This window comes from Bifidobacterium thermophilum (assembly GCF_002846655.1).
Lineage (GTDB): Bacteria > Actinomycetota > Actinomycetes > Actinomycetales > Bifidobacteriaceae > Bifidobacterium > Bifidobacterium thermophilum.
Genome location: NZ_PCGX01000001.1, coordinates 94848 through 107933, shown reverse-complemented (window position 1 = coordinate 107933; position 13086 = coordinate 94848). Strand labels below are relative to the sequence as shown.

Annotated in this window: 8 protein-coding genes; 2 read left to right on the top strand and 6 right to left on the bottom strand. The window is 60.0% G+C overall.

The window, feature by feature from the left end:
- Positions 1–8 precede the first annotated feature (8 nt).
- Entirely contained in the window at positions 9–1064 is a 1056-nt protein-coding gene (locus CQR48_RS00380; protein ID WP_101451582.1) for an alpha/beta fold hydrolase, read from the top strand.
- Positions 1065–1141: 77 nt separating this feature from the next.
- On the opposite strand, the gene CQR48_RS00375 is transcribed toward CQR48_RS00380, so the two are convergent.
- The 4 genes from CQR48_RS00375 to CQR48_RS00360 all read right to left on the bottom strand — a co-directional run bounded on the left by CQR48_RS00375 (position 1142) and on the right by CQR48_RS00360 (position 6055).
- Positions 1142–1315 carry a hypothetical protein gene (locus CQR48_RS00375; protein WP_015449562.1) on the bottom strand — a complete coding sequence of 58 codons (174 nt, stop codon included), beginning with the start codon at positions 1313–1315 and terminating at the stop codon, positions 1142–1144.
- 243 nt (positions 1316–1558) lie between these two features.
- On the bottom strand, positions 1559–2761 hold the full coding sequence (locus CQR48_RS00370; RefSeq protein ID WP_101451581.1) for a MalY/PatB family protein: 1203 nt from the start codon (positions 2759–2761) through the stop codon (positions 1559–1561).
- Positions 2762–3103: 342 nt separating this feature from the next.
- On the bottom strand, positions 3104–3685 hold the full coding sequence (gene dcd, locus CQR48_RS00365) for a dCTP deaminase (RefSeq protein ID WP_015449560.1): 582 nt from the start codon (positions 3683–3685) through the stop codon (positions 3104–3106).
- A 570-nt stretch (positions 3686–4255) separates the two neighbouring features.
- Positions 4256–6055, bottom strand: coding sequence for a threonine/serine exporter family protein (locus CQR48_RS00360; protein ID WP_244898867.1), 1800 nt, complete (start codon positions 6053–6055; stop codon positions 4256–4258).
- A gap of 411 nt (positions 6056–6466) precedes the next feature.
- Between CQR48_RS00360 and CQR48_RS00355 the strand changes: the two genes are divergently transcribed.
- Positions 6467–9223, top strand: a complete 2757-nt coding sequence (locus tag CQR48_RS00355; protein ID WP_033492924.1) for a phosphoenolpyruvate carboxylase — start codon at positions 6467–6469, stop codon at positions 9221–9223.
- Positions 9224–10401: 1178 nt separating this feature from the next.
- On the opposite strand, the gene CQR48_RS00350 is transcribed toward CQR48_RS00355, so the two are convergent.
- Both CQR48_RS00350 and ahpC read right to left on the bottom strand, forming a co-directional pair.
- On the bottom strand, positions 10402–12183 hold the full coding sequence (locus CQR48_RS00350; protein ID WP_101451580.1) for an FAD-dependent oxidoreductase: 1782 nt from the start codon (positions 12181–12183) through the stop codon (positions 10402–10404).
- A gap of 139 nt (positions 12184–12322) precedes the next feature.
- The gene (gene ahpC / locus CQR48_RS00345) at positions 12323–12886 is read right to left on the bottom strand and encodes an alkyl hydroperoxide reductase subunit C (protein ID WP_026503028.1); all 564 of its coding nucleotides are present in this window, start codon (positions 12884–12886) and stop codon (positions 12323–12325) included.
- Between the last annotated feature and the right edge of the window lie 200 nt (positions 12887–13086).

The window sequence follows — 13086 nt, the reverse complement described above, 5'->3', positions numbered from 1 at the left end:
TAGATGTCATGACGATTCCGCTGATCGACGAAAGCCATTACCAAGCGCAGATGGACACTGTGGTCATGCCCGCGCTCAAGCAATGCAGCACCGAGGGATGGATGGACCCCGCGCAGGCGCCCGGGCTCGGCGAGCCGGCAACGGAAGGCAAACTGCATTACGTGTGCTATGACGCCAGGGAATTCGACAAACTCAATGTCGAAGGCGCTACGGCAATGTTCAACGGCGCGATCGTCATATCACACGGTTTCACTGAATTCGCGACGAAATACAGCGAAATGATCTGGTATTTCATGCTCGCCGGATATTCCGTGTGTTTCCTGGAACACCGCGGACACGGCCGTTCCGTACGCGATATCGACAATCCATCCCTGGTGTGGATTGATGATTGGCATCGATACGTCGCCGATCTCAACAAATTCGCCTTCGACGTGGGCAGGGAATACGCGGGCGGACGGCCGCTGTTTCTGTACAGTCATTCGATGGGTGGCGGCATTGGCGCCGCACTGCTGGAAACATATCCCGACACCTTTGACCGGGCTGTGCTGTCCAGCCCGATGATCGCCCCGCAGACGGGAATGCCGAATTGGATCGCGTATCTGCTCTCAAGCCTGATGTGCGTCTGCGGATTAGGCAAGCATATCGTGTTCGGACAGAGCGAGTTCACGCCTGAACTCGATATGAGCGACCATCAAGGGGCATGCGAGGCGCGAGTACGCTGGTATCAGCAGCAACGCATCGACGATGTACACAATCAGACGTATGCGGCGACCTTCGAATGGGTGCGGCAGTCACTCAAGCTGTCACACGCGGTGCAGAAGCCGCGGGCATGCGAGAATATCGACACCCCACTGCTCCTGTTCCAAGCGGAGCGGGACCAATGGGTGCTCAATGAGGCGCAGAACCGTTTCATCCACTGGGTACTCAACGCCGGGGGGAACGCGAAACTCGTGCGCGTCCCCAGCGCGCTGCACGAAATCTTCAGCATGCCGAACGAAATCCTTGGGCCTTATCTTGAGCGGATTCTCGCGTTCTATGCGGATGCGGACGAGCTGAATCACTGACGTGGCACACTGCTGCGGCACCCGTCTGCTATGCGGCACGGTAATCGCACCACGACCAGATACCAGCCCGCCGCCGCTCACTCGCCGTCGTCGCTGCTGTCGAGAATCGACTTGAAGGGCATGTCCGGCAGGAAGCCGTCGTATGAATGCCAACGACGTTCCAGCTCCTTGTTCACCTCATCATGCTCGCGTTGGCCACGTTTCGCGTATTCGCGCAACTCGTTCGGGCCCATCATCTTCACATCTGCCATGTCTTCCATGCTAGCCGCCGTAATACCGACACAACCACCGCCGACAGCGAACACGGCGAGCACAACAAGCACAGCGAGCGGCGGGCCGGCAGTGAAACGACGCTCAACTGCCCCGCACCCCGGGATTTCAGCTGCGCCCGGAACTCACCAGCATCAGAAATTTCACAGCCATGCCAGGAACTCACCCACACCAGGATTTCAATCCGCAAACACCCGGACCGCAAGCACTCAGACCGCAGCCACTCAGAACACGTATTCTTGCAGTCTGCGGATCGCTTCACACACACGGCTTTCCGGCAGCGCCACGTTCATGCGGATGGAGTCCGGCATGCCGAACATCACACCGTCCTGCCAGGCGACGCCCACATCCCAGCCGCGCTTCTCAAGCTCCCCGATGGTCACGCCGTGCTCCCGACACCAGTGTGAGCAGTCCAGATACAGCATGTACGTACCTTCCGGCCGGGCGAGTTCCACGCCATCCACCGACGAGAGGTAATCGTACATGAGCCCCACGTTGCGCGACAACACGGCAAGCAGCTCGTCAAGCCACTGGCGGCCTTCCTGCGTATAGGCGCCGACCAGCGTGTGCATGGCGAGCACATTGGCCTCGTTGTAATGGGACTTTGACGCCTGCGCCTCAACCCGGTCGCGCAGATAGCTGTCGTAGATGATGTGATACGCGCCGACCAAGCCGGACACGTTGAAGGTCTTGCACGGCGCGTACAAGGCGACCGTCCGACGCTTCGCATCCTCGCTCACCGTTTGCGTGGGGATGTGCCGGTGCCCGTCAAGCAAGATATCCGACCAGATTTCATCGGAGACAACCACACAATCGTTGCGGCGGAACACTTCCATCGCTTCTTCGATTTCCCACCGCTCCCATACGCGACCGCAAGGATTGTGTGGGCTGCAAAATACCGCCACATGGATGTGATGCTCTTTGAGACGACGGTCCATATCGTCGAAATCCATGCGCCACACACCGTGCTCGTCAAGCTTGAGAGGACTGTGCTCAATGGCGTATCCCGCGTTCTCAAGTGCCATGGTGAATCCCACATAAGTGGGGCTGTGCAGCAGAATCTTGTCTCCGGGAGCCGCAAACGCCGCGACGGCGGACATCAATCCGCCGAGCACGCCGTTCTCATAGCCGATCGCCTCCCGCGGAATGTCGCTGACGCCGTTGCGGTCGCGCTGCCATCCGGCGATCGCATCGAAATACTCGTCGCTCATCTGGAAATATCCGAAAGCCGGATGCTTCGCGCGCTTGATAATCGCCTGCGCAATGGTGGGAACCGTGGGGAAGTTCATGTCGGCGATCCACATGGGGATCACGTCGAAGCCGGGTTTTGGCGGATCCGGAGCGAATCCCGGCTGGGAACCCAGACCATCGACGGCGAGCGCGTCCTTGCCGTGCCGTTCCATCAGCGACGTGAAATCGTAGGTCATTCCAAACTCTCCTTGGGTGTGGCTTGTGGCGGGGTCCCGGAATTCCAGACATTAGGGAATCCGAATACCCTTTCCGTAGTAGGCGAATCTCGTTTCGCACGCATTGCCGATATGTCACGGGATGACAAGTCATGTGACGGCAAGGCACGGGCGGCGGGGCGCATGATGACACGCGTGCGGGCGGTTCCGAACGGCTTCAAGCATCTGCAAGCGATTACAGGCGGCTCAGTCATCGAAATCAGCTGGCTGCCGGCTTGCAAACCGCAGACGGTCAAACCGCAGACACGCAAACGTGCCGTCGGAATACCAGCGGCACGTGAGGGATGCGGGGACTGCCGGGGCTCAGTCGTCGACTTTCGCGCGGTAGAAGTTGATATACGAACGCGACGGAGTCGGCCCGCGCTGTCCTTGATAATGCGAGCCGGTACCCTTCGACCCGTATGGGTGTTCGGCGGGGGAGCTCAGCTGGAAGAAGCACATCTGGCCGATTTTCATGCCCGGCCACAGTTTGACCGGAAGCGTGCTCACGTTCGACAGTTCAAGCGTGATATGCCCTTCAAAGCCGGGGTCGATGAAGCCGGCCGTGGAATGGGTCAGGATGCCCAGACGGCCCAGTGAGCTTTTCCCTTCCAAACGGGCTGCGATGGTCGGGTCAAGCTTCACGTACTCCCAAGTGGAGGCGAGCGCAAACTCGCCTGGGTGAAGAATCCATGGCTCATCAGGCTGGACTTCGAACTGTTCGGTCAGCGCCCCTTGGTTTTCCGCCGGATCTACGTAGGTGTATGCGTGATTGTTGAACAGGCGGAAGAAACGGTCCAGACGCACGTCGATAGAAGCGGGCTGCACCATCTCGGGCGTCCACGGGTCGAGCGAGATATGACCGTCGGCCTGTGCGGCGAGGATGTCACGGTCGGACAGCAGCATAAGATTCTCCTTGGCAATTACAATGCTCTCATCGCGGCCGCCGGCTTGCGGGCGCGGCCGCGGATTCACTGTATGCCAGTGTACGCGGCGGCGCGGCCATCGGTTGCCGGATCCGCTCACGCGCTATCACGACTTCAGCACAGTCTTGGCAGCATACTTTCAGGAAAACATCGAGTTGCCCACAGCATCGTGAGTTCTCATAGAACATGTCAGCAAACAGCTGATCAGGAACACCAGTTCCCGATAATTCAACCCCTTTTTCTTCTTCTCTCTCCTTTCTCTCCTCCCCGGTGGCATCCCCCACCGGGGTTTCTTTTTCGGATGTGGGAGATTGTCCTTATCGGCCGCGTTTCCCCATTGCCCACCCGCACGCCGCTCGCCCGCGGCCTATTGCCGACTTCCAATGCCGACATCTGAAAAACTCGCGTCCAAAGGCAAAACGTGCGAGATATTGAGAGATTCTTCCCGATATCTCCGTTTTCGGGGCGTCGTGTCCGAGAAATCACGACATCGAAATCACGAGATCAAAATCACAGCATCGCAAGACTGAGAGCTCAACGCGAACACGCCTCACACGTCGTACCGCCAGCTCTTGTCAGTGAGTACGCGAGCCATCACCAGCCCGATCGGCAGGCAGATAATCACCATGAACGCACGGAACGCCCAGTCCAACGCGTGCAACGTGTCGAAAGCCCCAAGGTAGAACATCGCACGATACATATACATGCCGGGCACCATGATCACAATGGACGGCACAGTCAAACAGATGCGCGGATACCCCAAGTGCGGCGGCAGCAATCCGCGCCGGACCGACGACCGCCACGCGGAGGCGAGCAGCCCGGCAAGCAGAGCGCCGATGAACGCACCGGCTTCGGCCGGCACACCCATATCCACGATTTCCAGACGCAGTGTATCGGTGATCATGCCGATCACGGCTGCGACTAGGCACATGCGCTGCGGCGAGTTGAACATCACGGAGAAGCCCCACACGCCAATGAACGCGAACACCATGCGCAGCAAGCAGTTGACTACCGGGCTGAGTCCCAAAGGCTCAAATCCCTGCGGGTTGAGATGCACAATCGAGGCGACCATCCAGCCGGCGAGTGTGGCGATCAGCACGATGCACAGCACGTATGTCACTCGTTGGATGCCTGACGGGAAGTCGATCTTCGCCATATCCAGCCCGCCCGTAATCATCGGGAAGCCAGGGATGACGAACAGCATCGCCCCGATATACGCAGTGTCATGCTGCAAGGCGACGGGGTCGAACAAGCCGATCAGACGCAGCATACCTGTGCAGGCCAGCGCCGCCACGCTCACGCATATGAAGGTCACGAAGAACTGGTTGAGATGGTGGACGAACATCCGCCGACGAAGCCAATGGCCAAGCCCCGCGCCGACGAAGGCCCCGATCATGTCATACGGGCCGCCGCCAAGCAGGAACACGAAGGCCGCGCATGCGCACGCCGAGGCGAGACCAGCAAACGCCGGGGAATACAAGGGTTTGCGATGTTCGATCATGTCGAGCCGTTCATGCGCCTGTCGTACAGTGACTCCGCGCCGATGCCCGGAACGTTGGCCGACATGGTCGAAATGACTTGCGTACTCGCCTTTCGGGGGGCGCTGGGTGCGTTCGAACCGCCGCGCAATTCGGCGCTCCCGGGCATCATCGCAACGCTCACCGCGGGACTGCGCGTTCTGTCCGCGTTCGGCGCGGTATTCGGCCTTGCGTCCCGCCTGACCGCCCTGTTCACGTTCCGCACGATTGATACCCCGCATATCCAGCGGCGTCGCCGTCTGGGCGTCCTGGGTGCCAGGACGGACCTGCTCGGCGTGTTCGAGCGCGTCGAGCACCGGGTCGTCATCGGCTTCGGCCGCCTGATCCCACAGTTCACGCTGGGCCTCACTGCCCTTGTTTTCCTTGATTTCCTTACGTTCTTTGCGCAGCTGCTTGGACAGGTCGGCGGACACCTGGGAGGCATCACGCTGATCGAGATGCTGCATCAAGCCTTCGGACACTTCGGTGCGGCTGTGATACATCGATCCGGTGCCGAGATTGACGTTAAACCAGTCAGCGAAATGCTCGAGTAGCCAGATCCGCTCGGTATTGACACCGGTGGTAGGCAGGTCCACCACTTCGGTGATCCGGTCGTGGCCGTCCGTGCAGGCCGCTTCGATATCGGTCAGATTCACGTCGGCGCGCACATGCACACCCAACGGGTACGCGATGCGGTGCATCATTTCGCGCACACGGAAGCTGCCGGTGCCCGCCCCCAAATCCAGCATGCCGACGCGCACAATCACACTGGCTTTCGCCGCGATTCCAGCCTCGGTGATCGGCTTGTCCCAGTCACGCTCGATATCCTCCATGTCGAGCGGAATGGAATGCGTATGGTATTTCCTCACCGCAGCCGCGGCGTTTTCGACGCCGCCTGTCTGCGCGTTGTCCCGCAGTCCGGTTCCCTGATGTTCTTGTTGTGAAGGATGCTGTGAAGGATGCTGTGAAGTCACGGTTCCATTACTATCGCAAGCCGTACCCCGTGCGGTCCGCGGCGTCGGCAGAATGACCGGAAAATCGCCAGTTCACCATCCTGTCCACCATTCGGTCAATCTGCGGGCAGATTTCGGACATGTTACACGCCCGTCGAAAACATGACCGTATAATGCCACTGCAACCGCTGAACCGACGGCTTTGGGTTCGCAACGGCCGGCACCACAACCGTGGAGGAGCCACGGAAGACCGGCAGACCGAACAACCGAAGGTTTGGAAAAGGAGGTTCAATGACAACAGAAAATCAGCAAATCACGCCAGCCGACGCCGGTATCGTGACGTCCGGCACGGGCACCAAAGGCCCGGAAGAGCGTGCTCTCCCTGATTCGCTGAAGCACGACATGGATTTGTGTCTGCAGATCGTGCGCGAAGTGCTTGGCGAATTCGATCCCAAACTGCTCGAGACATTCGATACCGTCCGCCAATATGTGGCCGACGCCAGCGCCGAGCATTTCACCAGTGTTCACACCGACCCGAGTGAGGGGCAGCGCGAGCTGGACAAGGCGGTCGAAACCATCGACGCGATGAATCTGCATGATGCGCAGCTGCTCGCACGCGCGTTCACCACCTACTTCCATCTGGCGAACCTGTGCGAAGAAAACTACCGCGTATCCGTGCTGCATCAGCGCGAAGCGGCAGTCAGCGATGACGAGGCGGTCGACCCGGTCAATGAGATGACCAACGCCTATCACAAGCTCATTGTTGAAATGGGCCCGGCGAAGGCGAAGGAACTGCTCAACAAACTCGAGTTCCACCCCGTGTTCACCGCGCATCCGACCGAGGCACGCCGCAAGGCCGTCGAAGGCAAGATCCGCCGCATCGCCCAGCTGCTGGAAAGCAGCAAGATGCTCGGCGGCTCCGACAAGAAGGAAAGCTACCGTCGTCTGTACAACGAGATCGACGCGCTGTTCCGCACCTCGCCGATTGCCCTGAAGAAGCCGACGCCTGTTGAAGAGGCCGACACCATCCTCGATATCTTCGACAACACGCTGTTCCACACGATTCCGCTCGTCTACCGTCGTTTCGACGATTGGATCCTCGGCGACAAGGCGGGTCTCGTCCCGCCGGTATGCCCCGCGTTCTTCCATCCGGGCAGCTGGATCGGCTCCGACCGTGATGGCAACCCGAACGTCACCGCGAAGGTCAGCCGCCAGGTCGCACGCAAGTTCAGCGACCATGTAATTGCCGCTCTTGAAGAGGCCTGCCGCACCGTCGGCCGTAACCTCACCATGGAATCCGGCACCACGCCGCCCAGCGCCGAGCTGAAGAACCTGTGGAACCACCAGAAGGAAATGAGCGAACGGCTCACGTCCAAGGCCGCGCTGATTTCCACCAAGGAAATGCATCGCGCCGTCATGCTGGTGATGGCCGATCGTCTGCACTACACCATCGAGCGCGACGCCGATCTCATGTACAAGTCCTGCGATGATTTCATCGCGGATTTGAAGATTGTGCAGCGTTCGCTCGCAGCAGCCGGCGATCCGCGCGCAGCCTACGGCCCGTTGCAGGATCTCATTTGGCAGGCCGAAACCTTCGGCTTCCACATGGTGGAGATGGAGTTCCGTCAGCATTCCGTCGTGCATTCCCGCGCGCTCGAGGACATCCGCGAACACGGTCTGCATGGCGAGCGTGGCGAGCTGCAGCCGATGACGCACGAGGTGCTCGACACCTTCCGCGCACTGGGTTCCATCCAGAAGCGCAACGGCATCAAGGCCGCACGCCGCTACATCATCTCCTTCACGAAGTCCGCGCAGAACGTGCGTGATGTGTACGAGCTCAACCGTCTCGCCTTCGCCCATCCGGAGGACGTGCCGACCATCGATGTAATCCCGCTGTTCGAACAGCTTGAGGATCTCGAGAACTCGGTGGATGTGCTCGACGAGATCATCAAGATCCCGGAGGTACAGGCCCGTCTGAAGGCTACCGGCGGCAAGATGGAAGTCATGCTCGGCTACTCGGATTCCTCCAAGGACGCCGGCCCGACCACCTCCATCCTCGCGCTACATGACACCGAAGGCCGTATCGCCAAGTGGGCCAAGGAACACGACATCGATCTGACGCTGTTCCACGGTCGTGGCGGCGCTGTCGGCCGCGGCGGTGGCCCGGCCAACCGTGCGGTGCTCGCGCAGCCTGCCGGCTCAGTCAACTGCCGGTTCAAGCTCACCGAGCAGGGCGAGGTCATCTTCGCCCGCTACGGCAACCCGGTGCTCGGCCTGCGCCACATCGAGTCCGTCGCCGCGGCAACGCTGTTGCAGTCCGCTCCGAGCATCGACAAGATCAACACGGAGATGACCGCGAAGTACAAGCCGATGGCCGACGCACTCAACAAGGCATCGCACGAGCGCTTCCTGGATCTGCTGCATACACCGGACTTCGCCGAATGGTTCTCGACCGTCACCCCGCTTGCCGAGGTGGGTCTGCTGCCGATCGGCTCCCGTCCTGCCAAGCGCGGTCTGGGCGCCAAGTCGCTCGACGATCTGCGTACCATCCCGTGGGTGTTCGCCTGGTCTCAGGCGCGCATCAACCTGGCTGCATGGTACGGTCTGGGCACGGCGTGCGAGAAGTTCGGCGACCTGGATACGCTGCGCAAGGCGTATGAGGAGTGGCCGCTGTTCTCCACGTTCATCGACAACATCGAGATGTCGATCGCGAAGACCGATGAGCGCATCGCAAAGATGTATCTGGCTCTCGGCGATCGCGACGACCTGCGCGACAAGGTGCTCGACGAGATGCGTCTGACCCGCAAGTGGGTGCTGCGCATTGTCGGCGACGCTTGGCCGCTGCAGCACCGTCATGTGCTCGGCCAGGCCATCAGGGTGCGTTCCCCGTATGTGGACGCGCTCTCCGTCACCCAGGTGCTGGCGCTGCGTTCGCTGCGTCGCAAGGTGGACAAGGAAGAACTCAGCCAAAGCCAACAGGCGGAGTTCATCTACCTTATCCTGTGCACCGTTTCGGGTGTCGCTGCAGGCCTGCAGAACACGGGCTGATTCCGATTTCCGACCAGTGCAAACGCGGAAGGCCTCGTATCCTATGGGTGCGGGGTCTTCCCGCGTTTTGGGGTGACTTGTGAGACACCTCTGCGCGACTTGTCTGCGCCGGCATACACAACTCATCAAAGCCCATGACGATTCGAATGAATCATCAGGAAATGTTGCGCCGCGTATCTGACGACATACACAACATGCCAGTTTCCCTGACGCTTCGGCAACGACGACCGGGAAACCACCCGCTGCGTATCTGACGACATACGCGATCCGTCACATGCCTTGACTATCAAGTGACGTTGGCCACGAATAGTCACGTTGCGCATGCACCTGCATACGCAACCCGTCAGATACCTTGGCGATCCGGTAACAATGAACCGGAAGCGCACGTTGCGTATGTCCAGACATACACAACCCGCAAGTTATCCCGCTGATTCGGTCTCCGAGCGCACAATCCGCCTCACCGCGCATGCGATGACACACAACCTGTCAGATACCGCAACGATTCGAAGACGATACTGCGAACGTGGTCCGCTCAGCATACGATGACATACTCAACTCATCACATGTCATGACGATATGACTTCACTCATCAGCATTTGACTACTCGGGAATGTCATCGTCCAGCCCGCCTGCCGGGAGATCACCACCGCCCCACGAGTCCGCCCAAAACTCCCCGGAAATCCCCCACAAATCACCCAGAACTCCCACATCCCCGCCCCATCCGAGCTGATCTGACCCTACCGGGAGTTTGCGGGTATGAGGATTCGATTCTCGCCCGACGCCTGTCCACCCTATCCTCCGGGAGGTTGCATGATATCCACCGATGGCAGCGCGTTCTCCCGCATTTGCGCGGGACTTCTCGCAACATGCGCGATTCAGGCCATAATCTCCCATCGGGCCGATTCGAGTCGCATTGGTATATCAACGATTTCCTTGGCACAATATCGCCGAACCCGGCCATCACAGCCAAACTCCCGGGAGATCACCACCGCCCCACGAGTCCGCCCAAAACTCCCGGGAGATCCCCACCGCCCCACAAATCCATCCAAAACTCCCGCGCTCCCGCCCCCATCAGCAACTGCCGAAAAAGCAAGCGCCCGTCGTATGGGATGATACCCACACGACGGGCGTGATTCTCAGATGGGTGCGATGCCGATCCAACAGCTGCACGAAAGAAATCAGGCTCCCAGCAGATCAAGCATCTGCGGCACCGATTTCTTGCCGAATTCGATGGTCTGCTGCGCTTCGGACGCGGCATCAGCACCGGGCCGGGTGATGACCATGCACGGCACGCTCATCACGTTGAACTTGTCTTTGAGCTCAGGGAAGTGCGCTATATCGTAAGCTTCCGCCCGCACCTTCGGGTTCGCCGCGGCGATGCGCTGGGTCGCGAGCACGGTTTCCGGACACATTGTGCACGTGAGGGAGACGAGCAGCATGACATCGACCGGCTTGCTGATGGAAGCAATCCGCTCAGCGGTGTCATGATCAAGCGCCTGCCCGGGACCAGCCACATTGTACAGGGCGAGTACAAAGGAGTTGAACTCATGCCCGCTTGGAACACCATGGAAGGCGATACCGGTTTCCTGCGGCTCGCCGTTCGCTCCGACCGTGCACAACCGCACGTTCGGCCGCGCATCCGGCAGCGGATCATCTAGCGAGACATCGCCGCCGGTCGCCGGAGCCGTATCAACCACCGTGCTCAACTTGCCGTCGCTCAGCGTGGTCATCTCACTGATGAACGCCTGCAATTCCTTGGACAGCGGCGAATCATCAAGCTCAAGCTTCAACACCAGCGGACGTGCCATCCGGGAGAATACGACCGCAAGCTGTTGGCGGATCGCATCGTCGAAGAACGCATGATTACCGGCGCCCGACACGGAAGAGGCACTGCCAGAGCGCTGTGGCGCCGGAGCCGGGGATGTGCCCGACGCGCTGGCGGCTTTCGCGGCTTTCTCTTCCTGCTGCTCGTATGCGGATGTCGTCGGGCGCGGCGGCACCAGTCCGGTCTTCTCGCTCAGTTGCTTCGCATACCGTTCCAGCTCGACCGCGGCGATCGCGCCATCGGCAGTCGCCGTGACCACTTGGCGCAAGTTCTTGACCCGCAGATCGCCCGCCGCGTACACGCCAGGAACCGAGGTCTCCAAGTAATCGTGCGTGACCACATATCCGTGATCATCAAGCTCCACAACACCGCGAACCAGCTCAGTCTGCGGCACATAGCCGGCGAACACGAACACGCCGAATGTTCCACCATCCGCAGGCTTCCATACGGTTGTCTCGCCGGTTTGCGTATCGCGCAGCGTCGCCTCGGTCAGCCCGCCAGAACCGGCGGCGACCCCCTCGAGCTGCGTATGGTACCGCACTTCGATCTTGGGGTGGTTCTTGGCTTCGGCTGCGACAGCCGCGTCACAGGTGAAATCGCCTTCACGCACGAGGATGGTGACTTTGCTGGCGTATTTTGTCAGGAATACGGATTCTTCTGCCGCCGCGAACCCGCCACCGACCACGATGACCTCACGACCATTGAAGAATTCACCGTCGCACGTGGCACAATACGCCACACCGCGACCCGCGTACTCCTGTTCGCCGGTAAAACCGATTTTGCGCGGTGAAGCGCCGGTCGCGATGAGGATGCCGAAGCAGCGGATATCCCCACGATTGGTGTGGACGACTTTGATGTCACCGTCTACGTCCAACCCTGTTGCTTCGGCGATTTTGAATTCTGCTCCGAAATTCTGCGCCTGCTTGCGCATGGTCGCCGTGAGTTTTCGTCCGTCAGTGCGTTCGACACCCGGATAGTTCACCACTTCGGATGTGATGGTGATCTGCCCGCCGAAATCCGCCTTTTCCAGTATCAGGACGCGATATCGCGCACGCGCCAAATACAGGCCTGCGGTCAGACCGGCAGGACCGCCGCCGATGACCACGACATCATACAAATCATCTTGCTGTTGCATTGTCAGCTCCTCGTATCGTACCGATTACGGGTTCATATGACGGGTGCCGCCGCCTGGCGCAGCCACAAACCTGACTGGTTGCGATAGTGCGACCGGCAACGGCACCCGGAGTAAGGAATTTCAGCTGATCAGCTGGCCGTCACAGCTGGCCGACAAGGTCAAGCGACGGCGCGATGGTGTCCTCGCCCGGCTCCCACTTGGCGGGGCACACCTGATCGCCGTGCTCGTAGACGAACTGGGATGCCTGCACGCGGCGCAGCAGCTCTTCGGCGTTGCGGCCCACGTTGGAGGAAATCACCTCGTAGGCCACGACCTTGCCTTCCGGGTTGATGATGAAGTCGCCGCGTTCGGCCTGGCCCAGCTCCTCATTGTAGGTGTCGAGGTCGCGGGCGAGCAGTGCGGTCGGGTCGGCGAGCATCGGATATTGGATTTTTGCGATTTTCTCGTTCGCGTCATGCCACGCCTTGTGCACGAAGTGCGTGTCGTGGGAGACGGAGTAGATTTCGCAGCCGATCTTCTTGAACTCTTCGTAGTGGTCCGCGAGGTCTTCAAGCTCGGTCGGGCAGACGAAGGTGAAATCAGCCGGATAGAAGAAGAACAGGGACCAGTGGCCGAGCACGTCAGCCTTGGTCACTTCGTGGAAATCGTTGTTCTGGAACGCCTGGACAGTGAAGTCGGTCAGTTCATGTTGCAGTAGTGTCATGGTGCACCTCGTCGTCTCGTTGTTCGATGCTGACGGGCTTTGCGCACGGCCCGCCTGTGTACGGGCCCGGAGGTTCCGGCCCCGCGTGGCTCCCATGCTAGACCATGACCGATGGAAAAACTCGGATTTCTGCTGTGGCAATCATCACACTGTGTCGTGCTTGACATCCATGCGCCGCACAGCGATACTGTCGTCTTTTC